This window comes from Komagataeibacter swingsii, from assembly GCF_003207895.1.
GTDB lineage: Bacteria > Pseudomonadota > Alphaproteobacteria > Acetobacterales > Acetobacteraceae > Komagataeibacter > Komagataeibacter swingsii.
Map to the genome: position 1 here is coordinate 1 of NZ_NKUB01000035.1, position 24,212 is coordinate 24,212.

General features: G+C 67.8%; 21 protein-coding genes, 1 other RNA gene and 1 pseudogene. 20 read left to right on the top strand and 3 right to left on the bottom strand.

What is annotated here, in order from left to right; translation table 11 throughout:
- Positions 1-219 (top strand): annotated as a pseudogene (locus CFR76_RS15340) (IS5/IS1182 family transposase); the annotation flags it as partial.
- 104 nt (positions 220-323) lie between these two features.
- Here CFR76_RS15340 and CFR76_RS15345 read toward each other — a convergent pair.
- Together CFR76_RS15345 and CFR76_RS15350 are read right to left on the bottom strand one after the other, a co-directional pair.
- On the bottom strand, positions 324-1,070 hold the full coding sequence (locus CFR76_RS15345; RefSeq protein ID WP_110557764.1) for a hypothetical protein: 747 nt from the start codon (positions 1,068-1,070) through the stop codon (positions 324-326).
- 66 nt (positions 1,071-1,136) lie between these two features.
- A complete protein-coding gene (locus CFR76_RS15350; RefSeq protein ID WP_010509284.1) occupies positions 1,137-1,412 on the bottom strand; it encodes a DUF2312 domain-containing protein in 276 nt (91 codons plus the stop codon).
- Positions 1,413-1,667: 255 nt separating this feature from the next.
- Between CFR76_RS15350 and zwf the strand changes: the two genes are divergently transcribed.
- Both zwf and CFR76_RS15360 read left to right on the top strand, forming a co-directional pair.
- Positions 1,668-3,149 carry a glucose-6-phosphate dehydrogenase gene (zwf, locus tag CFR76_RS15355; protein ID WP_110557765.1) on the top strand — a complete coding sequence of 494 codons (1,482 nt, stop codon included), beginning with the start codon at positions 1,668-1,670 and terminating at the stop codon, positions 3,147-3,149.
- Between the two features lie 6 nt (positions 3,150-3,155).
- The gene (locus CFR76_RS15360) at positions 3,156-3,617 is read left to right on the top strand and encodes a hypothetical protein (RefSeq protein ID WP_110557766.1); all 462 of its coding nucleotides are present in this window, start codon (positions 3,156-3,158) and stop codon (positions 3,615-3,617) included.
- On the opposite strand, the gene CFR76_RS15365 is transcribed toward CFR76_RS15360, so the two are convergent.
- On the bottom strand, positions 3,535-4,572 hold the full coding sequence (locus CFR76_RS15365) for an alpha/beta hydrolase (protein WP_110557767.1): 1,038 nt from the start codon (positions 4,570-4,572) through the stop codon (positions 3,535-3,537). The two genes, CFR76_RS15360 and CFR76_RS15365, sit on opposite strands and share 83 nt — an antisense overlap.
- 102 nt (positions 4,573-4,674) lie before the next feature.
- Between CFR76_RS15365 and rnpB the strand changes: the two genes are divergently transcribed.
- The 17 genes from rnpB to ftsZ all read left to right on the top strand — a co-directional run.
- An RNA gene (rnpB, locus tag CFR76_RS15370) (RNase P RNA component class A) lies at positions 4,675-5,083 on the top strand.
- A 334-nt stretch (positions 5,084-5,417) separates the two neighbouring features.
- Entirely contained in the window at positions 5,418-5,891 is a 474-nt protein-coding gene (mraZ, locus tag CFR76_RS15375) for a division/cell wall cluster transcriptional repressor MraZ (protein WP_110557768.1), read from the top strand.
- Positions 5,888-6,901 (top strand): 16S rRNA (cytosine(1402)-N(4))-methyltransferase RsmH, encoded by a 1,014-nt coding sequence (rsmH, locus tag CFR76_RS15380; RefSeq protein ID WP_110557769.1) that lies wholly within the window; start codon positions 5,888-5,890, stop codon positions 6,899-6,901. Before mraZ ends, rsmH begins: the two co-directional genes overlap by 4 nt.
- Positions 6,898-7,683 carry a cell division protein FtsL gene (gene ftsL / locus CFR76_RS15385; protein ID WP_110557770.1) on the top strand — a complete coding sequence of 262 codons (786 nt, stop codon included), beginning with the start codon at positions 6,898-6,900 and terminating at the stop codon, positions 7,681-7,683. Before rsmH ends, ftsL begins: the two co-directional genes overlap by 4 nt.
- A 43-nt stretch (positions 7,684-7,726) precedes the next feature.
- Complete coding sequence (locus tag CFR76_RS15390; RefSeq protein WP_110557771.1) at positions 7,727-9,748, top strand: peptidoglycan D,D-transpeptidase FtsI family protein; 2,022 nt, start codon at positions 7,727-7,729, stop codon at positions 9,746-9,748.
- A 5-nt stretch (positions 9,749-9,753) separates the two neighbouring features.
- Entirely contained in the window at positions 9,754-11,226 is a 1,473-nt protein-coding gene (locus CFR76_RS15395) for a UDP-N-acetylmuramoyl-L-alanyl-D-glutamate--2,6-diaminopimelate ligase (protein WP_110557772.1), read from the top strand.
- Positions 11,223-12,620: a UDP-N-acetylmuramoyl-tripeptide--D-alanyl-D-alanine ligase gene (locus CFR76_RS15400; RefSeq protein ID WP_110557773.1), complete on the top strand. Its 1,398-nt coding sequence runs from the start codon at positions 11,223-11,225 to the stop codon at positions 12,618-12,620. The genes CFR76_RS15395 and CFR76_RS15400 overlap by 4 nt, the downstream gene beginning before the upstream one ends.
- Positions 12,620-13,711 carry a phospho-N-acetylmuramoyl-pentapeptide-transferase gene (mraY, locus tag CFR76_RS15405; RefSeq protein WP_025438857.1) on the top strand — a complete coding sequence of 364 codons (1,092 nt, stop codon included), beginning with the start codon at positions 12,620-12,622 and terminating at the stop codon, positions 13,709-13,711. Before CFR76_RS15400 ends, mraY begins: the two co-directional genes overlap by 1 nt.
- Entirely contained in the window at positions 13,708-15,108 is a 1,401-nt protein-coding gene (murD, locus tag CFR76_RS15410; RefSeq protein WP_110557774.1) for a UDP-N-acetylmuramoyl-L-alanine--D-glutamate ligase, read from the top strand. Before mraY ends, murD begins: the two co-directional genes overlap by 4 nt.
- Positions 15,105-16,268 carry an FtsW/RodA/SpoVE family cell cycle protein gene (locus CFR76_RS15415; protein ID WP_110557775.1) on the top strand — a complete coding sequence of 388 codons (1,164 nt, stop codon included), beginning with the start codon at positions 15,105-15,107 and terminating at the stop codon, positions 16,266-16,268. Before murD ends, CFR76_RS15415 begins: the two co-directional genes overlap by 4 nt.
- The gene (locus CFR76_RS15420; RefSeq protein ID WP_110557776.1) at positions 16,265-17,380 is read left to right on the top strand and encodes a UDP-N-acetylglucosamine--N-acetylmuramyl-(pentapeptide) pyrophosphoryl-undecaprenol N-acetylglucosamine transferase; all 1,116 of its coding nucleotides are present in this window, start codon (positions 16,265-16,267) and stop codon (positions 17,378-17,380) included. The genes CFR76_RS15415 and CFR76_RS15420 overlap by 4 nt, the downstream gene beginning before the upstream one ends.
- A 32-nt stretch (positions 17,381-17,412) precedes the next feature.
- On the top strand, positions 17,413-18,861 hold the full coding sequence (gene murC, locus CFR76_RS15425) for a UDP-N-acetylmuramate--L-alanine ligase (RefSeq protein ID WP_110557777.1): 1,449 nt from the start codon (positions 17,413-17,415) through the stop codon (positions 18,859-18,861).
- Positions 18,858-19,829, top strand: a complete 972-nt coding sequence (murB, locus tag CFR76_RS15430; protein ID WP_110557778.1) for a UDP-N-acetylmuramate dehydrogenase — start codon at positions 18,858-18,860, stop codon at positions 19,827-19,829. The genes murC and murB overlap by 4 nt, the downstream gene beginning before the upstream one ends.
- Complete coding sequence (locus CFR76_RS15435; RefSeq protein ID WP_110557779.1) at positions 19,826-20,770, top strand: D-alanine--D-alanine ligase; 945 nt, start codon at positions 19,826-19,828, stop codon at positions 20,768-20,770. The genes murB and CFR76_RS15435 overlap by 4 nt, the downstream gene beginning before the upstream one ends.
- On the top strand, positions 20,767-21,693 hold the full coding sequence (locus CFR76_RS15440; protein ID WP_110557780.1) for a cell division protein FtsQ/DivIB: 927 nt from the start codon (positions 20,767-20,769) through the stop codon (positions 21,691-21,693). The genes CFR76_RS15435 and CFR76_RS15440 overlap by 4 nt, the downstream gene beginning before the upstream one ends.
- On the top strand, positions 21,690-23,093 hold the full coding sequence (gene ftsA, locus CFR76_RS15445; protein WP_244191978.1) for a cell division protein FtsA: 1,404 nt from the start codon (positions 21,690-21,692) through the stop codon (positions 23,091-23,093). Before CFR76_RS15440 ends, ftsA begins: the two co-directional genes overlap by 4 nt.
- A 77-nt stretch (positions 23,094-23,170) precedes the next feature.
- Positions 23,171-24,212, top strand: a 1,042-nt coding sequence (ftsZ, locus tag CFR76_RS15450; RefSeq protein WP_244191979.1) for a cell division protein FtsZ, incomplete at its 3' end; no start/stop codon positions are given.

Genomic DNA, 24,212 nt, shown 5'->3' on the forward strand with positions numbered 1-24,212 from the left:
AGCATACGCGCGCAAGGCGCCTGTGTGGTCATTCCCCAGCGCAAAAACCGCCTCGACAGACGCCCGTTCGATAAGGCCCTGTTCAAAGCGCGCCATCTTATCGAGAACTTCTTCTGCAAACTTAAGGAGTTCAAGCGCATCGCCATGCGCAGCGACAAGACAGACAGGTCATTCTCAGCCATGATCTATCTCGTGGCCGCAGTCATCAATTCACGCTAATCCCCAACAGGCCCCAAAAAAAAAGCGCCAGAAAACGCCGCCTTTTTGAAAAAAGGCGGCTCCCAAAGACTTTTATCTGCCAGTTCAGCCCTGCCCCGGCCTGCCTATTCCGGGCGGGGCGGCCAGCGCAGGGTCGGTTCCGCGCGCGCCCCGCGTTCGGGCGGCCAGACTGATGCCCGCACCGGGCGCGCGCCACGGCTGGCATCGTCATCACGCGGGCCGTTACGGCTCCAGTCGGACAGGGATGGCGTATCCTGCCTCTCACGCCGATCCTCCACGCCGTCCCGTTCGGCCGCGCGGGGCACGTAGGGCCGTGCCCCCTTGCGCCCCGATGACAGCACATCCCATTCATCCGCAATGTCATGCCGCGCCGGCGGGGCGCGCACGGGTTCGGGCGCACGCACCGGCTCCACGGGCCGGAGCGGTTCGGCCCGGGGCTGCGGCCGCACCGGGGTTACGGGACGGATGGGCTGCGCGGGCGCGCCGCGCGCCGCACGGCGTTCATAGGCGGGAATGTCGCTTCCGTCCCCCATCCCGCCATGATCAGGGACGGGCCGGGCGGGCGCACGCACGGGTTCGGGTTCCCATACGGGGGCCGGGGCTGCGCCGTCGGGCGGCATGTCACCGGCTACCGCTGCCGCGGCGTTGGCGGCATGCTGCTGCCCCAGCGCGATGACCCGCAGTTCCGCCTGCAGGTCATCAAGCTGTATGGCAAGGTTATCCAGCCGCCCCTTCACGCCAAAGACCGCGAAAGGCACCAGCAGCCACACCAGCGTGAACACGATGCCGCCCGCCAGCAGCACCGCCTGCGCCCACGCGGGCATCCATTCGGGAAAAAGCGACGACAGCATGGATCGTGCCACCTGAACTGAAGTTACCCGGCAACGCGGGCGGGCGCCACGCGCGCCGCCAGACCATTACATGCCCAGCGCGCGGCGGTAGATGTCAAGCAGGGTTTCCTGTTCTTCCACTTCCGCCGGTTCCTGCTTGCGCAGGCGGATGATCTGGCGGATCACCTTTACATCAAAACCGGCGGACTTCGCTTCGGTAAAGATGTCCTTGATGTCGCCGGCCAGGGCCTTGCGCTCTTCTTCCAGGCGCTCAACGCGTTCGATGATGCTGCGCAGGCGGTCGGCTGCGATACCGCCGACGGCGGCAGACTTGTCTTCCGCCTCGAAATTGTCAGCATTCATGGCAGGTGTCTCCAGATATCGTGATTGTGCCGTTCCGCGCCCATCAGCACACATGAAGGGAATGTCACTAGGCGACGGGGTGGAACGGCGGGATTATCGCGCCGCCGCCCGATGGTCAATGCCAACTTGACAGCCCGGAGAGACGGGCCGTAATCGAAGCGGCACGCCAGTATGCCGCATTTGCGTCATGCCCCATATACCGCGCATGCCCGCCGGGCATGCCTGGCACCATATACAGGCAGGAGGCCGACTTCCATGGCACATCTTCCCCCCGTTGACACCTTTGACTACATCGTTTTCGGCGGGACGGGTGACCTGACCATGCGCAAGCTGCTGCCTGCGCTGTACTACCGTTACCGCGACGGGCAGATCCCCGATGATTCCCGCATTATCGGCACCGCGCGCTCGCCGCTGTCGCGCGCCGACTACCAGCAGCGCGCGCATGCGGCGCTGGGCGCGCATGTCCAGCCCGACGCACTTGATGACGCCACCGTGCGGCGTTTTTTGGACATGGTGCATTATGTCAGCCTGAACGGGGCGGAAGCCGAAAGCGACTGGCCCGCGCTGAAGACCCTGCTGGATGCCGCCCCCGCCACACGCATCCGGGTCTATTACCTGGCCACGTCGCCCGCGCTGTACGGGCAGATCTGTGAAAACCTGAACACGCAGGGGCTGATTACCGGACAGTCGCGCGTGGTGCTGGAAAAGCCCATCGGCACCGACCTTGCCAGCGCCGAGGCGATCAATGACAGCGTGGGCCGCCACTTCCATGAAAACCAGATTTTCCGCATCGACCACTACCTGGGCAAGGAAACGGTCCAGAACCTGATCGCGCTGCGCTTCGCCAACCCGGTGTTCGAACGGCTGTGGTCATGCGATGCGATTGATTACGTGCAGATCACGGCGGCCGAGACCGTGGGCGTGGAAGGGCGCGGCGCGTATTACGACCGTTCCGGCGCGCTGCGCGACATGATCCAGAACCACCTGCTGCAGGTGCTGTGCCTGGTGGCGATGGACCCGCCGGTATCGCTGGAAGCCGACAGCGTGCGCAATGAAAAGCTGAAGGTGCTGCACGCGCTCAAGCCCATCCCGGCCGATGACGTGGCGATCTACACCGCGCGCGGGCAGTACGCACGCGGCACGATTGGCGACAGGACGGTCGGCAGCTACCTGGAGGACCTGGGCGAAGGCGTGACGAGCGAGACGGAAACCTTTGTCGCGCTGAAGGTCGAGATCTCGACATGGCGGTGGGGCAACGTGCCGTTCTACCTGCGATCGGGCAAGCGCATGGCGGAAAAGTGCAGCGAGATCGTGATCCAGTTCAAGTCGGCGCCGTGGTCGATCTTCGCCAACCGGCCCGAACCCAACCGCCTGATCATCCGCATCCAGCCCGATGAGGGCGTGATGCTGTCGGTCGCCACCAAGGACCCGACGCCAACCGACAGCCTTGCGCTGCGGCAGGCCGATATCAACATCGAATTCGAGAAAGCCTTCAACGTCCGCTACCCCGACGCGTATGAACGCCTGCTGCTGGATGTGGTGCGCGGGGACCCGATCCTGTTCATCCGCCGTGACGAAGTGGCCGCCGCATGGCGCTGGATCGACCCGATCGAGCAGGGCTGGCGCGAAAACAAGGCCCCGCTGGAACCCTATGCCGCCGGCACGTGGGGGCCGGAGGGCGCGCGCAACCTGCTGTCGCAGTCGGGGCACCTGTGGCACGAGGACATGAAGAAATAACCCCGCATGACCAAGGCCCCCACCCCCACCCCCACATCGCCGCGCCTGACCCGCAGGCGCGCGCCCGTCACGCTGAAGCAGCGGATCGTGCGCCGGGTGCTGATGATCGTGCCCATGGCGGCCCTTGTCTTTCTGGTCGGGCGCATGGGCTGGCTGGACCAGGCGGCGGACAGGCTGACGTTTTCACGCGCAAGCTGGTTCGACAACACCGCGCTGGTCGAACATTTCCGCACCATCGTCACCCATAACGGCATGACATCCGATTCCGGGGACTGCCTGCTGTTCGTGCTCAACGGCAACGACCCGCCGGATGCAACCCGCATCGACGTGATGGAAAAGCATTCCGGCAGGTGCCCCGGCGACCGCAACACCCTGCCGCGCCTGTTTACGCTGCAGATCGATCGGGTTGGACAGACGGCACGGACGGACTGGCAGTCACCGGGGGTATTCCACCCGCTGCCGCGCTGACCACGCGCCCGCCACGCAGGGCGCGTTTCAGGGCGTGCGCGCCATGGCGTATGGCCTCCCGCCCGGCGGGCAGGAAGGCGTAGAAGTTCAGGAACCCGTGCACCGTGCCCCGCCATGTGCGGGTTTCGGCCGCACTTCCAGCCTTGCGCATGGCGGCGGCGTAACCTGTTCCCTCGTCATGCAGCGGGTCGCATTGCGCAAGCCCGATCACCGCGGGCGCCAGCCCCGCCAGCGACGGGGCATAGATCGGGGCCAGCCGCGGGTCCCGCAGGTCGGCGGGCGTGCGGATATACTGTTCGGCATACCATTCCATAAGCCGGGTCGACAGCATGTAGCCACTGGCATAGGTCTGGCGCGATGGCACGTCGCGCTCGCCATACAGGGACGGGTAATACAATAGCTGCATGGCCAGTTCCGGCCCGCCCCGGTCGCGCGCCATCTGCGCCAGAACGGCCGCCAGCGTGCCGCCCGCGCTGTCGCCCGCCACCGCGATGGGACCGCCCCAGCGGTGGGCCTCCCCCGCAAGCCACCGCAACGCCGCCCAGCAGTCATCCACGGCAACGGGAAAACGGTTTTCAGGCGCAAGGCTGTAGGCGATGGACAGCACCGCCGCCCCCGACTGCCGCGCAAGCCGGCAGCAGATGCCGTGGTGCGAATTCAGCCCGCAATGCACATACCCGCCCCCATGCATGAACAGCACCACGCCATGCACCCGGCCATAGGGTATGTACAGCCGCGCGGACAGCATGCCCCGACTGCCCGGCACGCGGCATGCGATCACGCGCCGCACCTGCAATGATGACAGCGCCATGGGAAAACATGGGCGGTCCAGTTTCGCGCGCATGTCCTCCAGCGTATGGGGTTCGTGGGCGCGGCGGGCGGCGCGCAGTTTCAGCCCCCCCAGCAGCAGGCGGGTCAGCAGGCCGGGCGGGGACACGGCGGTGGAATCTGGCATGGGGCATCTCCGGCGGGAAACGGGAACGGAAAAGGGCGCGGGCACCCCGTCCCCATCATTTATCGCTTGACGCCGGATGCATGCACCGCCAGTTTCCGCATGCCAGACGGTCGGACGGTCGCTGTCGCGTGCTCGCGCACGTGATGGAGGAAAGTCCGGGCTCCACGGAAAAACGGTGCCGGCTAACGGCCGGCGGGGGCGACCCCAGGGACAGTGCCACAGAAAACAGACCGCCCCCACGGCAAGGCCCGTAGCAGTACGGGCCGTGTTGGGGGCAAGGGTGAAACGGTGCGGTAAGAGCGCACCGCATGCATGGCAACATGGATGGCAGGGCAAACCCCACCGGGAGCAAGACCGAATAGGAACGGCGGATGGGCCGCAAGGCGCCATCAGGGGATTCCGCCCCGTCGTTCGGGTTGGTCGCGCAAGGTGCGCCGCAAGGCCCATCGCAGAGGAATGACCGTCCCGCCCCATGGGCGGACAGAACCCGGCTTACAGACCGTCTGGCATCTTTTCCTACCTTATGCCTGAAACGGGGGTGGCAGCGCCCTCTACCCAGAGTTGTTTACAAGTATTAATACAAAAGAACAAACCATAAACATATCACATTGCTGCCATATTGGCCCTGATTTTTCCCCTTTACATGCGGGTCCCGGAGGTTGTGCTGGAATAACTGCAGTTTTCAGCCATCTTTCCTACATCTTTAATTGACCGCCCATAAAATCCCATGTTATCCCATGACCACACCGGACAAGGGATGGCGGCCAGATTCCGGAGCCGTCGCCCGGCGGCCAGTCATCCATCCGGTTCCTGTAAATCCATGCCAAGGGAGGGCATCGCGCAGCGTGAGTGTATTCCTGGGCACACACCAGAACCGGCTGGATGCAAAGGGACGGGTTTCCATTCCGTCGGCATTCCGCGCCGCGCTGCGTGCCCGGGCCAAATCGGGCGAGCCACTGGCCATCCTGCGCCCGTCCCATCTGCATCCCTGCCTTGAGGCATGGCCCGCTGATGCTTTTGCCGCACTGACCCGCCCGCTGGATGAAATGGACATTTTTTCCGAAGACCACGACGACCTCGCCACCGCGCTGTATGCCGACGCCTATCCGTTCGAGGCGGACAAGGAAGGGCGCATCCTGCTGCCGGAATCGCTGCGGGCCTATGCGGGGCTGACGGACCAGGCCACCTTCATGGGGCTGGGCCGCACCTTCCAGATCTGGGACCCGCAGGCGGCCGCAGACCGCCGCACCGCCGCGCGCGAACGCGCCCGCCGCCTGACGGCGGGCCGGGGCGCCGCCACCACGGGCACGCCGTCATGAACGCGGCCTTCCTTCCGCACGACCCCGGGCACGATCCCGGGCATGTGCCCGTCATGCTGGCCGAGGTCATGGAATACCTCGCCCCGCGTGATGGCGGCCGTTACGTGGACGGCACGTTTGGCGGCGGCGGCTACGCGCGCGCCATCCTTGCCGGGTGCGACTGCCAGCTATGGGGCATCGACCGCGACCCCGCCGCGATCGCGCGCGGGCAGGCCCTTGCCCCCGCCTTCCCCGACGGGCACGGCGCATCGCGGCTGCACCTGCTTCATGGCGGGTTCGCCGACATGGCCGGCCTGCTGGCGGATGCGGGCATTGCGCAGGTTGACGGCATCGTGCTGGACCTTGGGGTTTCGTCCTACCAGATCGACGAGGCCGCGCGCGGCTTCTCCTTCCGCATGGACGGGCCGCTGGACATGCGCATGGCGGATACGGGGCCGACGGCGGCCGACGTGGTCAACACGCTGCCCGAAGGGGAGCTGGCCGACATCATCTACCATTATGGCGAGGAACGGCTGTCGCGCCGCGTCGCCCGCGCCATCGTGGCCGCCCGGGCGGAAGCGCCCCTGCTGCGCACGGCGCAGCTTGCGGATGTGGTGCGTTCGGTCGTGCGCCCCGACCGCTCGGGCATCGACCCCGCCACCCGCACGTTCCAGGGCCTGCGCATCCACGTCAATGACGAGCTGGGCCAGATCACCCGCATGCTGGACGCCGCCCCGCGCCTGCTGGCGCCGGGCGGGCGGCTGGTTGTCGTGTCGTTCCATTCGCTGGAAGACAGGCTGGTCAAGCAGGCGATGGCGCGGGCCGCGGGCCGCATGCCCGCCCCCTCGCGCCACGACCCGCGCGCCATGACCGCGCGCGCGGCCCCCACGGGCTTTACGCTCCTGACCGGACGCCCCATCCGGCCGGGAGAAGAAGAAACCCGCCGTAATCCACGTGCACGCAGCGCAAGACTGCGGGCGATGGAATGCATTGCCCCCCCATCCATTCCAGCATCGGAAACTGCCGAATGAGTCGGTTTGTCACGTTATTCTTCGCCGTGGTGGCGGCGGTCTCCGGCCTGTTCCTGTATAACAAGAAGCAGCAGACAACCGCGCTTGATCACCAGATCGCGCAGATCGTGGAACAGACCGAACACGTCCGGTCGCAAACGGCGATGCTGCGCGCCGAATGGGCCATGCTGAACCAGCCCGACCGGCTGGGCACGCTGGCCAGCCGGTATGACAAAGGGCTGCAGCCCGTAACCCCCACGCAGTTCGTGCAGATGTCGGCCCTTGCGGCCCACCTGCCCGCGCCCGGCAGCCCGTCGCCGCATCCCGCCCCGGCCCCGCGCGCGACAATGGTTGCGACCCTGGCGGCCGACCATGTCGTGATCCCGCCGGCGCATGACGCGGCCCCCGCGCCGCACGCCGCCCCGGCCATGCCAGCAGCCGCGCCGGTGGTGGCGCATGCCGACCACGTGGCGGCAGCCCCCCGCCATGCCGACCCCGCGCCCCATGACGCCCTGGCCCGCGCCCTGGCCCAGAACGATGCCCGTCCCGCCCCGCGCGCCGCGACCGTGGAACACGTGCATGCGTCCGAACGCCCGGTGGCGGTGGCATCGGCCGAACCCGCCCGTGCGGCCGTCGTGCATGACACCGTCGTGCCCGCCACCCGCATGGGGGCCAGCTACCACGCGCGCAGCCCGAACATAGCCGAAGCCGCATGGCGCCCGGCGGCCGTGCATATGGGCGGCAGTTCCCTTGGCACGCCCCATGTCGGCACGCTGCCGCCCCCGGTGCCCGTCAGCAACTGATCCCTGATCCATTCCCCACCCCGGCCCCCAGCCCGGAACGCGCATGACCAACCCGACCCAAGACCAGCCAGCCAGGAGCGCGCAGGATACCATCCCCGTCGGTGGCAGCCTGCGTACGCTCATGGCGCAGGACCGGATGCATGCGCGGCTTGTGGTCGTGGCGGGGGTGTTCTGCGTCCTGTTCTCGGCCATCGGGCTGAAGCTGACCATGGCGACGATCATCCGCCCCATGCCGCCACAGCAGCAGCAGATCGCGCCACAGGTGCCGCCCATTCCCAAAAGCGACCCAAAGGGCATGATCGCGGGGGATGTGGCGCTGCCACAAGTCCATCGCGCCTCGATCATCGACCGCACGGGGCAGGTGCTGGCCATGTCGCTGCCGGTGGCGCAGGTCTATGCCAACCCGCAGGAAATGATCGACGCCGCCGACGCCGCCCACAGGCTGAAGGCCGCCCTGCCCACCCTGAACGAGGAGGAAACGAAACGCCGCCTGTCGCTGAACAAGCAGTTCGTCTACCTGGCGCGTGACATTTCCCCGGCGCAGGAACTGGCGATCAACAACCTGGGCATTCCCGGGGTGTATTTCGAACCCGGCGAGCGCCGGCGCTACCCCATGGGCCGGGTCGCGGCCCAGATACTAGGTGGCGTGGACATTGACGACCACGGGGTTGCGGGGGTGGAGCGGTTTTTTGACAAACGTCTGGACAGCGACCGCGCGCCGCTGCGCCTGTCGGTGGACGTGCGCGTGCAGAACGTGGTGCATGACGAACTGCAGGCGGCCATGGACACGTTCCAGGCCATCGGGGCCTGCGCCATCGTGATGGACGTGCATACCGGCGAGATCATAACCATGGTCAGCCTGCCCGACTACGACGCCAACGATTTTGGCCGGGCGTCGCCTGACTCCCGCTTCAACCGCGCCGTGACCGGCATGTACGAACCCGGCTCGACCTTCAAGCTCCAGACCGTCGCCATGGCCCTGCAGGAAGGGGTCGCCCATATCTGGGACAGCTTTTCCAGCACGCCCATCAAGATCGGCCGCTTCACCATATCGGATATGAAATCCGACCATTTCGCGCCGTGGCTGTCCCTGCCGGAAGTCATGGCCTATTCCTCCAACCCGGCGGCGGCGCATATCGCGCTGGATGCGGGGGCGGCGCGCCAGCAGGACTGGCTGCGCGGCATGGGCTTCTTTTCCCGCGTGCCGGTCGAACTGCCCGAGGCGGGGCGGCCGATCGTGCCATCGGTCCATAACTGGGGCGTCTCGACCACCATGACGGTGGCGTTCGGCCATGGCGTGGCCGAACCGCCGCTTTCCATCGTCCGGGGAACGGCCGCGACCGCCAACGGGGGCTTCCTGCTCAAACCCACCCTGGTGGCGGCCGACACGGCGCAGGATGCGGGTGCCTCCAGCGCCACGGACACGCCGCCCGGCGTGCCCGCCGGCGCCGAACGCCTGATCTCGGCGGCCAATTCGGACATCCTGCGCAGGATCCTGCGCCTCGACGTGGTGAAGGGCACCGGGCAGAAGGCGGAATCGCCGGGCTATTACGTGGGCGGCAAGACGGGGACCGCGGAAAAGATCGGCCCGCATGGCGGCTACCTGAAACATGTCAACGTATCCGCCTTTACCGGCATTTTTCCCATGAACGCGCCGCGTTACGCAATCTATGTCATGCTGGACAGCCCCAGGCCCACGGCCCAGACCCATGGCTGGACCACGGCGGGGTGGAACGCGGCGCCGACGGCGTCGCACATGATTACGCGCATCGCGCCCATGCTGGGCCTGTTCCCCGATACGCAGCATGAAGCGGCGATCGAGGCATCGCTGGCCATTGCCATGAAGCCTGCCGTGCCGCGTGGCTACCGCGCGCTGGGGCCGGGTTACGATCCGGGCACGGCGCACCTGCATGAACATGAACATGAACACGAGGCCACGGCCCACGCCGCCCATGTCCATGCCGCCCGCAAGGCCACCAGCACGGCACAGGTTCCCGCCCGCGACCTGCATGCCCGCAACACGGTGGACACGCTGGCCGCCCCACACCCGCGCGACAGGGGATAATATTGATGGACCTGCCCGAAGTCCTGCGCCGCGCCGGCGTGGACACGCCCGTACCCGCCACGGCGGAGGGGCTGACCATGACCGGCATCACCGCCGACAGCCGCGCCATCCGCCCCGGCATGGTCTTTGCCGCCCTGCACGGCGCGCGCATGGACGGGCGGGCCTACATCGCGCAGGCCATGGCGAGCGGGGCCGTGGCCGTACTGCTGGACGCGGCCCCGGCCTGTGACCTGCCCCCCGGCATCGTGGCGATACGCGTGCCGGACGCGCGGCATGCGCTGGCGATGATCGCGCGCGTGCTGACGCCGCGCGTCCCCGCGTCCATCGCGGCGGTGACCGGCACCAACGGCAAGACCAGCACGGTGGAATTCCTGCGCCAGATCTGGACCCTGCAGGGATTGCCCGCCGGCACCATCGGCACGCTGGGCGCGGTCGCCCCCTGCCCGCTGCCCGATTGCGGGCCGGTGCTGACCACGCCCGACAGCGTGGGGCTTATGCGCATGCTGGGGGCCATGGCGGAAGCCGGCGTGGCGCATGTGGCGATCGAGGCATCATCACACGGGCTGGAACAGCGCAGGCTGGACGGGCTGGCGCCGTACGCGGCGGGCTTCAGCAACCTGACCCGTGACCATCTGGACTACCACGGCACGACCGAACGCTACCGCGCGGCCAAGCTGCGGCTGTTTGACACCATCCTGCCCGAAGGCGGCATCGCGGCCATCAACGCGGACATGGATGCGGCAACCTGTACCGCCATTGCCGACATCGCCCGCCGCCGCAACCTTGTCCTGCGCAGCACCGGCGAACAGGGCGCGACCCTGCGCCTGCTGGAAGCACGCCCCACGCCCACGGGGCAGGTGCTGCGCATCGCCACCGCCGCCATGGTGCATGAAATCACGGTGCCGCTGGTGGGGCGGTTCCAGGTTGACAACATGCTGCTGGCCGCGGCACTGGCGGACCGGGACGCGGCGGGACCGGACCGGGCGGTGCCGCTGCTGGCGCGGCTGCATGGCGTACGCGGGCGGATGGAACGGGTGGCGGTGCTGCCAAACGGGGCCGCGGCCTATGTCGATTACGCCCACACGCCCGATGCGCTGGAACGCCTGCTGCACTCCCTGCGCCCGCATACGCCGGGCCGGCTGGTGGTGGTGATGGGGGCTGGCGGCGACCGTGACCGGGGCAAGCGGCCGGTCATGGGGGCGACCGCGACCCGCCTGGCCGACCGGGTGATCGTGACCGATGACAACCCGCGCACGGAACAGCCCGACACCATCCGCGCGGCGATCATGGACGCCGCCCCGGGTGCGACCGAAATCGGGGACCGGCGGCGCGCGATCGCGGCCGGTCTGGACATGCTGGGTACGGGTGACGTGCTGGTGGTGGCGGGCAAGGGCCATGAACAGGGGCAGGTCGTGGGCCACGATGTCCTGCCATTTGATGATGCCACGGTCATCCGTGGCCTGACGGGGACTGAATGACACTGTTATGGAACCGCGCGGACCTGCTGGCCGCGACATCGGGGCGTTTTCCGTCATCCTCACACGACGCCATCGCGGGGACCGGCGTTTCGATCGACACCCGCACGCTGCGGCCGGGCGATGTGTTCATCGCGCTGCGGGGTGAAAACAGCGACGGGCACGCCCATGTCGCCGCCGCGCTGGACGCGGGGGCGGCGGCCGTGGTGGCGCATGGCCCCCGCGGGGTGGATGACCCGCGTATCCTGATGGTCGATGATACGCTTGCGGCCATGCAGGGCATGGCGCGTTTCGCCCGCGCGCGCTTTGCCGGGCGCATGGTGGCGGTGACCGGCAGCGTGGGCAAGACATCGGTCAAGGACATGCTGCGCCATGCGCTGGCGGCGTGCGGTCCCACGCATTACGCGGTGGCGTCATACAACAACCACTGGGGCGTGCCGCTGACGCTGGCGCGCCTGCCCGCCAGCGCCGCGTACTGCGTGTGCGAGATCGGGATGAACCACCCCGGCGAGATCCGGCCCCTGGCTGACATGGTGCGGCCCGATGTCGCGGTGGTGACGACGGTTGCGTCCTCGCACCTGGGGCTTATGGGCAGCCTTGACGCCATTGCGCGCGAAAAGGCGGAAATCCTGCTGGGCCTGCCCCATGGCGGCGGGACCGGCATCGTGCCCGCGCATGTCACCGGCGCGGAATATTTCCGGCGCAATGCCGAAAGCGTGGGGGCCGCGCTGTGGTGGGCGGGACACACGGCGGACTGCGCCGTGTATGAAACGGATGTGAAAACCGACGCGCGGGGCAGCGGGTTCGGCCTGTCCCTGCCCGGCTGGCGGGGGCATGCGCGGGTCAACGCGCCGGGACTCCACATGGCCGACAACGCCATGCTGGCGCTGGCGGCCGCCCACGCGGCGGGCGCCGACATGGGCCATGCGGTGGCCGGGCTGGCCACCTTCCACCCCGGGGCGGGACGCGGGGCGATGGCCAGGGTGATGCAGGACAAAGTCACCCTGCTGGATGAAAGCTATAACGCCTCCCCCGCCTCCGTGCGGGCGGCCCTGGACCTGATGGGGCTGGTTGCCACGGGGCGGCGTGTCGCCATCCTTGGCGACATGCTTGAACTGGGCGCGTTTGCACGGCATGAGCATACCGCCCTTCTCCCTGCCGTCCGCGCGAACGCGGATATTGTCTTCTGTTGCGGCCCGAATATGAAAACACTCTTTGACACCCTGCCTTCTTCCCTACAGGGGGGGTGGATGCCTGATTCCAGCCAGCTTGCCCCGCTGGCGCGCGCGGCCCTGCGCACGGGCGACACCGTGATGGTCAAGGGCAGCCTTGGCAGCCGGATGCGCCACGTCATCACCGCCCTGCAGGCCGATGACGCACGGGTGGGACCGGCCTGATGCTGTATGACCTGTTCCAGCAGCATGCGGGGGCGCATACCTCCATGCTCAACCTGTTCCGCTACATCACCTTCCGGTCCGGGGCCGCGTGCCTGACCGCGCTGGTCATCAGCCTGTGCCTTGGCAACCCGCTGATCGCGCACCTGCGCCGCATCCAGCGCGGGGGGCAGCCGATCCGCGCGCTCGGCCCCGAACGCCACCTGATCGAAAAGGTCGGCACCCCCACCATGGGCGGCGTGCTGATCCTGGCCTCGCTGTTCGGGTCCACCCTGCTGTGGGCGGACCTGACCAACGGGTTCGTCTGGGCCGTGATGCTGGTGACGCTGGCCTTCGGCGCGGTGGGCTTTGCCGATGATTACCTGAAGCTGTCGCGCCGCAATACCGATGGCGTGTCCAAGCGCATGCGGCTGGGATGTGAATTCGGCGCGTCCCTGATCGGTGGCATCTGGCTGGAACACATGATGCCGCCCGACCTTGCCAACCACCTTGCCTTTCCGTTCGTAAAAGACCTGCTGCTGCCGCTGGGCTATGCCTTCCCGCTGTTCGCCATGATCACCATTACCGGCTTTGGCAACGCCGTGAACTTTACCGACGGGCTGGACGGGCTGGCCATCGTGCCGGTCATCATCGCGGCCCTTGTGTTCGCGCTGATTTCCTACCTTGTCGGCAACCATGTCTTTGCCGACTACCTGCAGCTTCATGCCGTGCCGGGCACGGGGGAACTGGGGGTGTTCTGTTCGGCGCTGGTGGGCGCGGGGCTTGGGTTCCTGTGGTTCAACGCGCCGCCTGCCGCAGTCTTCATGGGTGATACCGGGTCGCTGGCGCTGGGGGGCGCGCTGGGGGCGGTCGCGGTCGCGGTCAAGCACGAGCTGGTGCTGTGCATCGTGGGCGGGCTGTTTGTGGTGGAGACGTTTTCCGTCATCATCCAGGTGTTCTGGTACAAGCGCACCGGGCGGCGCGTGTTCCTGATGGCGCCGCTGCACCACCATTTTGAAAAGAAGGGCTGGGCGGAATCCAAGATCGTCATCCGCTTCTGGATCGTGTCCATCGTGCTGGGGCTGTGTGGTCTGGCCACGCTGAAACTGCGATGAGCACGGCCTTCCCCCCATCCCTGCTGGCGGCCCACCATTACGGCGTGGCCGGTCTGGGCCGCAATGGCGCCGCCGCCGTCACCGCCCTGCTGGCGATGGGGGCCAGCGTGCAGGCATGGGACGACCGGCCGGAAGCCCGCGCGGCCCTTGCGCCACATGAACGGCTGAAGGTGGCGCCGTTCGACAACATGCTGGGGCTGGCGGGGCTGGTGCTTTCGCCGGGCATCCCGCACAGGCTGCCCAGCCCCCACCCGCTGGCGCGCATGGCGGCGGAAGCCTTCGTGCCGATCCTGTCGGATGCGGAACTGCTGTACCGCGCCGTGCGCACGGCGGGCAGCCGCGCGCGGTTCGCGGGCATTACCGGCACCAACGGCAAATCGACCACCACGGTGCTGCTGGCCCACATGCTGGCCGCCTGCGGCATGCCGGTCGCCGTCGGCGGCAACCTTGGCCCGGCCGCGCTTTCCCTGCCGCTGCTGCCCGATGACGGGGTGTACGTGCTGGAAATGTCGTCCTACATGCTGGAACGGCTGGAGCAGATGCATTTCAACGTCGCCTGCCTGCTCAACCTGACCCCCGACCACCTGGACCGGCATGGCGACATGGCAGGGTATGTCACCGCCAAGCTGCATGTCTTCGACCACCAGCACGCGGGCGACCTTGCGGTGCTGGGCGAGACCCTGCCCGATTATGAGAAGATCCGCAGGCGGCTGGCGGTCACGCGGACCACCATCGCCTGCGTCAGCGGCGCGGACAGGCCGCAATGCGACCTGTACTGCACGCCCGACGCGCTGTGTGACCATGAGGGCGTGATTGCCAACCTGCGCGCCGCCCGTGACCTGCCGGGCACCCATAACCGCGAAAACGCGGCGGCCGCCACCGCCATGGCGCTGCATCTGGGCATGCCACGGGAAGCGGTGGAACCGGCCCTTGCCTCCTTTGAGGCGCTGGACCACCGGCAGAAAACCGTGGGCAACATCGACGGCATCCGCTTCATCAACGACAGCAAGGCCACCAATGCGGACGCGACCGCGCGCGCGCTGGCGTGCCATGACCGGATGGTGTGGATCGCGGGCGGCACGGCCAAGGCCGGCGGGATCGAGGAACTGGCCCCGCTGTTCGGCCGCGTCGCCATGGCGCTGCTGATCGGGCGGGACGCGCCCGTGCTGGCGGCGACGCTGGCGCGCCACAACATTCCCCACCGTATTGTCGAAACGCTGGACCGCGCCGTGCCCGAAGCGCTGGACTGCGCGCGCGAACGGGGGGCCGATGTCGTGATGCTGTCGCCCGCCTGCGCCAGTTTCGACCAGTTCAGCGGGTTCGAGGCCCGTGGCGCGCGTTTCGTGCACCTGGTGCATGAACTGGCCGCCAGCAGGGATGGAACCGCCCGCGCATGAGCGGCATATCGCGCATAAACACGTCATGGGCGGCCCGGTGGTGGCGCAGCATCGACCGGGTCACGCTGATCTGCGTGGGGATCCTGATCGGGTTCGGCTACATCCTGATGCTGGCCGCAAGCCCCGCCGTGGCGGTGCGTATCGGCGCGTCGCGCGACATGTTCATTTTCAAGCAGGTGTGCTTCCTGATCCTGGCGGCGCTGATCGTCATCGCCACGTCCATGATGTCGCTGCGCGCGGTGCGGCTGATGGGGTGGATCGGGTTCGTGCTGGCGCTGGCCGCGACCTTCATGACACTGGTGCACGGGATCGAGATCAAGGGGGCGCGGCGGTGGATCGCGCTGCCGATGATGTCGGTGCAGCCATCGGAATTCCTCAAGCCGTTCTTTGCCGTGGTCACGGCGTGGCTGCTGACCGAACGCCAGAAGCGACGGTATTTTCCCGGCATGCTGGTGGCGATCGGGCTTTTCGCGCTGGTGCTGCTTTTGCTGAAGTCACAGCCCGATATCGGGATGCTCAGCGTCATCACCACGGTTTTCCTGGCCCAGCTTTTCATTGACGGGCTGAGCCTGTTCCTGGTCGGCGCGGGGGTGGCGGCCATGGTCGCGGCCTTTGTCGGCGCGTATATGGTGTTCCCGCACGTGCGATCGCGCGTGGAGCGCTTCCTGCACCCCGCCGTGGGCGACCATTACCAGATCGACACCGCCCTGCGGGCCTTTGGCAATGGTGGCCTGCTGGGCCGTGGCCCCGGCGAGGGCCGGGTGAAGGACCTGCTGCCCGACGCGCATGCCGATTTCGTCTTCGCCGTGGCGGGGGAGGAATTCGGCATGCTGGTATGCCTGTTCATCGTGGGCGTGTTCGCCACCATCGTCATCCGCACCCTGCTCAAGCTTCTGCATGAAAACGACCCGTTCATCACGGTGGCGACGGCGGGGCTGGTGACGGGGTTCGGGCTTCAGGCCTTTGTCAACATGGGGTCCACGCTGCACCTGATCCCGACCAAGGGCATGACGCTGCCCTTTATTTCCTATGGTGGTTCCTCCGCCATGTCGGTTGCGCTTACAATCGGCCTGGTGCTGGCGCTGACCCGCAACCGGCCGGGTGAAGGCCGTTACGGGCAGTTCGGATCACCCACTTCATCGCAGAAAGCACCGTCATGACCCGTCACTGCATTGCTGTCGCGGCCGGAGGCACCGGCGGCCATTTTTTCCCGGCCGAGGCGCTGGCCTGCGAACTGGTGCGGCGGGGGCATGACATCGTCCTCATGACCGACCGGCGCGCGGGCCTGCGCGAAACCGGCATCTTTGCCGGACGGCAGCAGTTTGTCCTGCCCGGCGCGGGAATCGCGGGGCGCGGCATCATCCGCGCGGCGCGCGCCGCCATGGCACTGGGGCGCGGGACGATGCTCGCGCGCGGCGTCCTGTCGCGCATCCGGCCTTCGGCCATCATCGGGTTTGGCGGCTATCCGTCCGTGCCACCGCTGCTGGGGGGCAGCCTGCTGCCCAAAAGACGGCGGCCGCTGCTGTTCATCCATGAAGGCAACGCCGTGCTGGGCAAGGCCAACGGCTTCCTGGCCCCGCGCATGGATGGAATCGCGACATCGTTCCCTGTCGTCGCGGGCGTGCCCGATGGCGTGCCCGCAACGCTGACCGGCATGCCGGTGCGGCCCGACATCGCGGCCCTTGCGGGGGAAGGCTACGTGCCGTCGAACGGGGTCATCAACCTGCTGGTATGGGGCGGGTCGCTGGGCGCGCGGGTATTCAGCGACGTGGTGCCGCCCGCCCTTGCCGCCCTTGCCCCGGCATTGCGCGCGCGCATCCAGGTGACACAGCAGGCGCGGGCGGAAGACGTGGACCGCGTGGCGGACGCCTACCGCGCCGCCGGCATTCCCGCCACCATCGCCCCGTTCCTTGACAACGTGCCCGAGCGCCTGCGCGCGGCCCACCTGGTCATCGGGCGCGCGGGCGGGTCATCGGTTGCGGAACTGACGGTGGCGGGGCGTCCGTCGCTGCTGGTGCCGCTGCCCATCGCCGCACGCGATGAACAGGGCGCGAATGCACAGGCTTTGTGCGACGCGCATGCCGCATGGATGATCCGCCAGCCCGATTTCACCGCCCCCGCCCTGACGCGGCGCCTGGCCGACCTGCTGGCCGACCGTGACCTGCTGGCCCGCACGGCGCAGGCGGCCAGCCGCCTTGGCCGCCCCGACGCCGCCGCCCGTCTGGCGGATATGATAGAAGCCCGCTTGCCCGACCTGCCCCGCACCGCTTAAGTCCGCCTGCGCGAACACGGAGACCTGTTGACATGAGAGCCTTGCCCCTTTCCATTGGCACCATCCACTTCGTCGGCATTGGCGGCATCGGCATGTCCGGCATTGCCGAAGTGCTGCATATGCTCGGCTATGCGGTGCAGGGTTCCGACATTGCCGAAAGCGCCAATGTCACGCGCCTGCGCGCCGCCGGCATTCCCGTGACCATCGGCCACGACGCCGCCAACCTGGGGGGGGCGCAGGTGGTCGTGACCTCCACCGCCGTCAAGCGCGACAACCCCGAGGTCGTGGCCGCGCGCGCGCGCCTGATCCCGGTGGTGCGGCGGGCGGAAATGCTGGCCGAACTCATGCGCCTGCGCTGGTCGGTGGCGGTGGGCGGCACGCATGGCAAGACCACCACCACCAGCCTTGTCGCCGCCGTGCTGGAAGCGGCAAGGCTTGATCCCACGGTCATCAATGGCGGCATCATCGAAGCCTACGGCACCAACACCCGCATGGGTTCGGGCGACTGGATGGTGGTGGAAGCCGATGAAAGCGACGGGTCGTTCCTGCGCCTGCCCTCTGTCATTACGGTCGTGACCAACATGGACCCCGAGCACCTGGACCACTGGGGCACGGAAGAAGCCATGCAGGCGGCGTATGACCAGTTCGTCTCCAACATCCCGTTCTACGGCTTTGCCGTGCTGTGCATCGACCACCCGGCGGTCCAGCAGATGATCCCGCGCCTGTCGGACCACCGGATCATCACCTATGGCTTCTCGCCCCAGGCGGACGTGCGCGCGGAAAAGGTGATTACCGACAAGCTGGGGGCGACGTTCGAGGTCGTGATCACCAACCGCAACCGCAACCGTTCGCGCCGCGCGGGGCCGTTCCGGCTGCCCATGCTGGGCCACCACAACGTGCAGAACGCGCTGGCGGCCATCGCGGTAGGCACCGAGATGGAAATAGACGACGCGACCATCCGCTCGGCCTTTGCCGCCTTCCGTGGGGTCAAGCGCCGCTTCACCCGCACCGGCGAGACCCGGGCCATCACCATCATTGACGATTACGGCCACCACCCGGTGGAAATCGCCGCCGTGCTGAAGGCCGCGCGGCAGGCGGGCGCGGGCAACGTGATCGCGGTCATGCAGCCGCACCGTTATTCGCGGCTGAAAACCCTGTTCAACGAATTCTGCACCTGCATGAACGACGCGGGCACCGTCATCATCGCCGATGTGTATGCCGCCGGCGAACAGCCGATCGAGGGCATCGACCGCGACGCGCTGGTCGAGGGGCTGCGCGAACGCGGGCACCGTTCCGTCGTGCCGCTGCCGGGGCCGGAGCACCTTGCGGAAATGATCAACGCCATTGCCCGCCCGGGTGACTTTGTCGTCTGCCTGGGTGCTGGCAGCATCACCAACTGGGCGCAGGCGCTGCCCGCCCAGCTGGCCGACCTGCAGGGCATCGCCCACGCCCCGGCGCAGAAGGCGGATGCCCATTCATGACCGCCGCCCCCGCCATCACCCTGCCGCAATGGGCGCAGGTCCTGGATACGGAAGGCTGCCGCCCGCGTGGCCGCCTGACGCCGCAGGCCGCCCTTGGCCCGCGTACGTGGTTTCGCGTGGGCGGCCCTGCGGAACTGCTGTTCCAGCCCGCCAGCGCCGAGGACCTGGCCCTTGCCCTGCGTCACCTGCCGCTGGAGGTTCCCGTCATGCCGCTGGGCGCGTGTTCGAACGTGATCGTGCGCGATGGCGGGATCGACGGGCTGGTCATCCGCCTTGCGCGCGGTTTTTCCGCCATCGCGCGCGATGGGGACGGGCTGGTGGCGGGGGCGGCGTGCCTTGACATGACGGTTGCCGAACACGCGGCCGAAGCGGGGCTGTCGGGGCTGGAATTCCTGGCGGGCATTCCCGGCTCGATCGGCGGCGCCGTGGCCATGAATGCCGGGGCGTACGGGTCGGACATGGCGGCGGTGCTGGACTGGGTGGAAGTGGTGACGCGCGACGGCAGGCTGCTGCGCCTGCCCGCAGCCTCGCTGGATTTCGGCTACCGCCACGCCACCCTGCCACCGCAATCGGTCGTGGTCCGGGCGCGACTGAACGGAATGCCGGCCCCCGCCGCCATCATCCGCCAGCGAATCGATGAAATCCGCGCGGCGCGCGAGGCGGCGCAGCCGGTGCGCGCGCGCACGGGGGGATCGACCTTCCGCAATCCCGCCCCTGACGAATCGCAGCGCAAGGCATGGGAGCTGATCGATGCGGCGGGCTGCCGGGGGCTTAGGGTCGGTGGGGCGCAGATCAGTGAAAAACACTGCAATTTCATGCTGAACACCGGCGACGCCACCGCGTCCGACCTGGAAGGACTGGGCGATACCGTCATCAGGCGCGTGCATGACCACACGGCGGTCACATTGCGCTGGGAAATCAGGCGGATCGGCCGCCCCGCCACGCACAGCATGGGAGAAAGCGCATGACGACCCGCAGGGTTTCCGTCCTGATGGGCGGCATGTCCGCCGAACGCACGGTCAGCCTGGCCAGTGGCCGCAACGTGGCCGAGGCCCTGCGCGGGCTGGGGCACGACGTGCGCTGCATCGACGCAGGCCCCGACCTGCTGGCCATCGTGTCCGACCTGCAGGCCCACCGGCCCGACGTGGTGTTCAACGCCATGCACGGCCGGTTTGGCGAGGACGGGTCGATCCAGGGCGTGCTGGACTGGATGGGCATCGCCTACACCCATTCCGGCGTGCGGGCGTCCGCCACCGCCATGGACAAGGATGCGGCGCGGATGGTGTTCATGGCGGCCGGGCTGCCGGTCGCCACCGGGCTGGTCATGACGCCGGCACAACTGGAACCGGCGGACCCGATGCCCGCCCCCTATGTGGTCAAGCCGCTGAACGAGGGATCATCCGTGGGGGTGGAAATCATCCGGCCCGGCAGCAACCGCCGCGCCACCGTGGCGGCGGAATGGACGTTCGGTGGCCAGATGCTGGTGGAAGAATACATCCCCGGCCGGGAACTGACGGTGGGCGTGCTGGAAGACAGCGCCCTGACGGTGACCGACATCACGCCCACGGGCAGCGGCCCCAGCTTTTATGACTACCAGGCCAAATACGCATCCGGCGGGTCGCGGCACGAACTGCCCGCACGCATCCATCCCGCAGCCTTTGAACGGGCGCGCGAACTTGCGCTGGCCGCCCACCGCGCGCTGGGGTGCCGTGGGGCCAGCCGCACGGATTTCCGCTATGACGACAGCGCGGGGGCGGACATGCCCGGCCGCCTGGTCATACTGGAAACCAATACCCAGCCGGGCATGACGCCGACATCCCTGCTGCCCGAACAGGCGCAGGCCGCCTGCGGCATGGACTACGCCACGCTGTGCCAGTGGATGATCGACCACGCGACCTGCCGTACATGAGGCGACCGACCGACAGCGGCGACCGCCCCTCCCGGCTGTCGATCTTCCTGCGCCGCCAGAAACGCCTGCTGCGCCCGGCCCTGCTGCTGGTGGTGCTGGTGGTGGCAGGAGTGGTCTGCGCCACGGCGTTGCGGCATTTCGGGTCGGACCCGCGTTTCGCGCCGCTGCGCGGGCGGATCATCAACATGCTGCCCCTGCGCATTACCGAAATTGACGTAACCGGCTGCGTGCTGACCAGCGAGGCCGCGCTGCAGCAGGCGCTGGGCGCGCGCATGGGGGATTTCATACTGGGCTTTTCCGTCACGGCTGCGCGCGAACGCATCGACGCGCTGCCGTTTGTCGACCATTCCGTGGTGGAACGCCACCTGCCCGGCACCATCATCATCCACCTGTTTGAACGCCGCCCCTTTGCCGTGTGGCAGAATCACGGACATTTCATGCTGATCGACCGCGATGGCAACCAGGTGCGCGACCAGGGCATGACCGGCAAGGACGCTGAGGCCTTCATGCAGCTTCCGCTGGTGGTCGGCCCCGACGCCAACATCGCGGCCGCCGCCCTGATTGACGAACTGTCTGCCCAGCCGGAGGTGCGCAGCCATGTCGTGGCCGCATCGCGCGTGGGCCAGCGGCGGTGGAACCTGACGCTGCGCAACGGCACGACCGTCCTGCTGCCCGAAGGGCAGGAAGTCGCGGCGCTGAAGCGTCTTGCACAATTGCAGGAAAACATAAAGATACTGGACCGGCCGGTAATCGCCATCGACATGCGCCTGCCTGACCGCCTGATCGTGCGTGAAAACCCCGTCGCCCCGAACGACAGCGACCGGGACGACACGCCGCCACAGGCCGACCCCACCAGGGACCAGGCCCCGGCCGCGCCATGGCTTTCTTCCCCCGATACCGGCCCAAGACGGAGGCGGGCATGAACTATCCAGTGCCGGGCATGGTCAGGACGACCCTGCCCGCGACAAAGACCACCACACCGGCCGCCCCGGTTCCCGCCATCCGTGCCCCCGGGGCGCCATCCCGCCTGCCCCGCCCGCGGCCTGCGGCGTCGCCTGTCCCCGCGGGCGAGCGCATGCCCACGCGCAAGCTGCGCACGGGGCCGTTCAGCGTGCTGGATATCGGGTCCACCAAGATCGTATGCCTGATCGGGCGCGGCGAGCCTGACAACACCATCCGCATCCTTGGCCACGGGTGGCGGCGGTCGCATGGCGTGCGCTCTGGCGGGATCGTGGACCTGCGCGAGGCGGAAAGTGCCATCCGCGCCGCCGTGGCGCAGGCGGAGGACATGGCGACGGAACGCCGGGATTCGATTTTCGTCAACCTGTCCTGCGGCCATCCCGAAAGCCGCCACATCAACGCGCGCTGGTCCGTGGGGGGGCGCGCGATCACCGATAACGACGTCAACCGGATCATAAGCGAGGGCCGGGTCCGCGCCGTGTCCGAAGGGCGGTCGGCCATCCATACCCTGCCGCTGGATTACGCTGTCGATGACACGCAGGAAGTGCAGGACCCGCGCGGGCACCTGTGCGACCTGCTATCCGCGCGGCTGCACGTGATCGACGCCAACACGACCGCCCTGCGCAACCTTGAGGCCGTGCTGTCGCGCGTGGAACTGAAGATCGAGGGGATGGTGTCGTCCCCCCTCGCCTCGGGGCTTGCGGTCATGAACGAGGACGAGCGCAACCTGGGCGCCACCGTGGTGGACATGGGCGGGGGCACCACCTCGATCGGGGTGTTTGGCGAAGGCCGCCTGCTGCATACCGCCACCATTCCCGTGGGCGGGCTGCACATCACGCGCGACATCGCGCACGGGCTGTCCACCTCCATCGACAATGCCGAGCGGCTGAAAACCATGCATGGCTCGGCCGAGCTGCTGGCGGGTGACGACCACGATCCTATCCTTGTGCAGCTGATTGGCGACAACGACCATCATTATGTCAGAATTCCACGCGCAAAGATTGTCTCGATCATACACCCGCGCGTGGAGGAAACCCTGGAGATGGTACGTGACAGGCTGGAAATGGCCGCTGTAGGCCCAGCCTCCGACGGGCGGGTGATCCTGACCGGCGGCGGGTCGCTGCTGGAGGGAATCGGGCCGATGGCGGCGCGGATCCTGAACCGCCAGGTGCGCCTGGGCCGCCCGCGCCGCATTGTCGGCCTGCCCGAGAACGCGGCGACGTGGCCGATGTTCTCGACCTCCGCGGGGCTGCTGGCCTGGGCGGCGGGGGCGGCGGACGAAATGGGCGAACCCGAGACCCGCGACACGCGTCCCGGCAGCCTTGTCAGACGTTTCGTGGATTTCATACGTGACAGGGTATGATCTTGCATGAAAACCCTTTATTGTACTTTTGCCGTTAGTATGCCAGCACGCCTACCCCAATCCATCGGGAGCCAAGCATGACCCTGAACCTGACCATCCCGCAACAGAATCATTCCGATTTCACGCCCCGCATCACGGTTATCGGGGTTGGCGGCGGTGGTACGAATGCGGTGGACAACATGATCCATTCGCAGTTGCAGGGCGTGGAATTCGTTGTCGCCAACACCGATGCCCAGCAGCTTTCCCACAGCAGCGCCGACCGCCGCATCCAGCTTGGCCCCCACCTGACACAGGGGCTGGGCGCGGGGGCGAAGCCCGAAATCGGCCGCGCGGCGGCGGAAGAAGCGTGTGACGAACTCTCGCGCCACCTGGATGGCGCGCACATGGTGTTCATCACCGCGGGCATGGGCGGCGGCACCGGCACGGGGGCGGCACCCGTCATCGCCCGCATGGCGCGCGAACGCGGCATCCTGACCGTGGGCGTGGTGACCAAGCCCTTCACGTTCGAGGGCCACCGCCGCGCCAAGTCGGCGGAAGCGGGCATTGCCGAACTGCAGCAGTTTGTCGACACCCTGATCATCATCCCCAACCAGAACCTGTTCCGCCTGGCCAATGAGCGCACAAGCTGGAAAGACGCGTTCAAGATGGCGGACAACGTGCTGTACATGGGCGTGCGTGGCGTGACCGACCTGATGATGGCGCCGGGGCTGGTCAACCTCGACTTCGCCGATATCCGCACCATCATGGCGGAAATGGGCAAGGCGATGATGGGCACGGGCGAGGCCGAGGGCGAAAACCGCGCCATCGCCGCGGCCGAGGACGCCATTTCCAACCCGCTGCTGGAAGATACCTCGATGTCCGGCGCGCAGGGGCTGCTGATCAACATCACGGGGGGCGAGGACCTGACCCTGTTCGAGGTGGACCAGGCCGCGAACCGCATCCGCGAGGAAGTGGCGGAAGACGCCAACATCATCTTCGGCTCGGCCATCGATACATCACTGAACGGGCGCATCCGCGTCTCCGTCGTGGCGACGGGCATCGACAACCCGCCCGGCGGCCATCCCGCGGCCCGCCCGGCGGCCCCGCAGGCCGAAGCCGCCCCGGCGCAGCCCGCCCCCG

What these genes read in the sequence shown, in the direction of transcription:
- CFR76_RS15345 (WP_110557764.1), bottom strand. Translation starts at nt 1,070, where the DNA reads ATGCTGTCGTCGCTTTTTCCCGAATGGATGCCCGCGTGGGCGCAGGCG.
- CFR76_RS15350 (WP_010509284.1), bottom strand. Translation starts at nt 1,412, where the DNA reads ATGAATGCTGACAATTTCGAGGCGGAAGACAAGTCTGCCGCCGTCGGC.
- zwf (WP_110557765.1), top strand. Translation starts at nt 1,668, where the DNA reads ATGGCACATCTTCCCCCCGTTGACACCTTTGACTACATCGTTTTCGGC.
- CFR76_RS15360 (WP_110557766.1), top strand. Translation starts at nt 3,156, where the DNA reads ATGACCAAGGCCCCCACCCCCACCCCCACATCGCCGCGCCTGACCCGC.
- CFR76_RS15365 (WP_110557767.1), bottom strand. Translation starts at nt 4,572, where the DNA reads ATGCCAGATTCCACCGCCGTGTCCCCGCCCGGCCTGCTGACCCGCCTG.
- rsmH (WP_110557769.1), top strand. Translation starts at nt 5,888, where the DNA reads ATGAACGCGGCCTTCCTTCCGCACGACCCCGGGCACGATCCCGGGCAT.
- ftsL (WP_110557770.1), top strand. Translation starts at nt 6,898, where the DNA reads ATGAGTCGGTTTGTCACGTTATTCTTCGCCGTGGTGGCGGCGGTCTCC.
- CFR76_RS15390 (WP_110557771.1), top strand. Translation starts at nt 7,727, where the DNA reads ATGACCAACCCGACCCAAGACCAGCCAGCCAGGAGCGCGCAGGATACC.
- CFR76_RS15395 (WP_110557772.1), top strand. Translation starts at nt 9,754, where the DNA reads ATGGACCTGCCCGAAGTCCTGCGCCGCGCCGGCGTGGACACGCCCGTA.
- CFR76_RS15400 (WP_110557773.1), top strand. Translation starts at nt 11,223, where the DNA reads ATGACACTGTTATGGAACCGCGCGGACCTGCTGGCCGCGACATCGGGG.
- mraY (WP_025438857.1), top strand. Translation starts at nt 12,620, where the DNA reads ATGCTGTATGACCTGTTCCAGCAGCATGCGGGGGCGCATACCTCCATG.
- murD (WP_110557774.1), top strand. Translation starts at nt 13,708, where the DNA reads ATGAGCACGGCCTTCCCCCCATCCCTGCTGGCGGCCCACCATTACGGC.
- CFR76_RS15415 (WP_110557775.1), top strand. Translation starts at nt 15,105, where the DNA reads ATGAGCGGCATATCGCGCATAAACACGTCATGGGCGGCCCGGTGGTGG.
- CFR76_RS15420 (WP_110557776.1), top strand. Translation starts at nt 16,265, where the DNA reads ATGACCCGTCACTGCATTGCTGTCGCGGCCGGAGGCACCGGCGGCCAT.
- murC (WP_110557777.1), top strand. Translation starts at nt 17,413, where the DNA reads ATGAGAGCCTTGCCCCTTTCCATTGGCACCATCCACTTCGTCGGCATT.
- murB (WP_110557778.1), top strand. Translation starts at nt 18,858, where the DNA reads ATGACCGCCGCCCCCGCCATCACCCTGCCGCAATGGGCGCAGGTCCTG.
- CFR76_RS15435 (WP_110557779.1), top strand. Translation starts at nt 19,826, where the DNA reads ATGACGACCCGCAGGGTTTCCGTCCTGATGGGCGGCATGTCCGCCGAA.
- CFR76_RS15440 (WP_110557780.1), top strand. Translation starts at nt 20,767, where the DNA reads ATGAGGCGACCGACCGACAGCGGCGACCGCCCCTCCCGGCTGTCGATC.
- ftsA (WP_244191978.1), top strand. Translation starts at nt 21,690, where the DNA reads ATGAACTATCCAGTGCCGGGCATGGTCAGGACGACCCTGCCCGCGACA.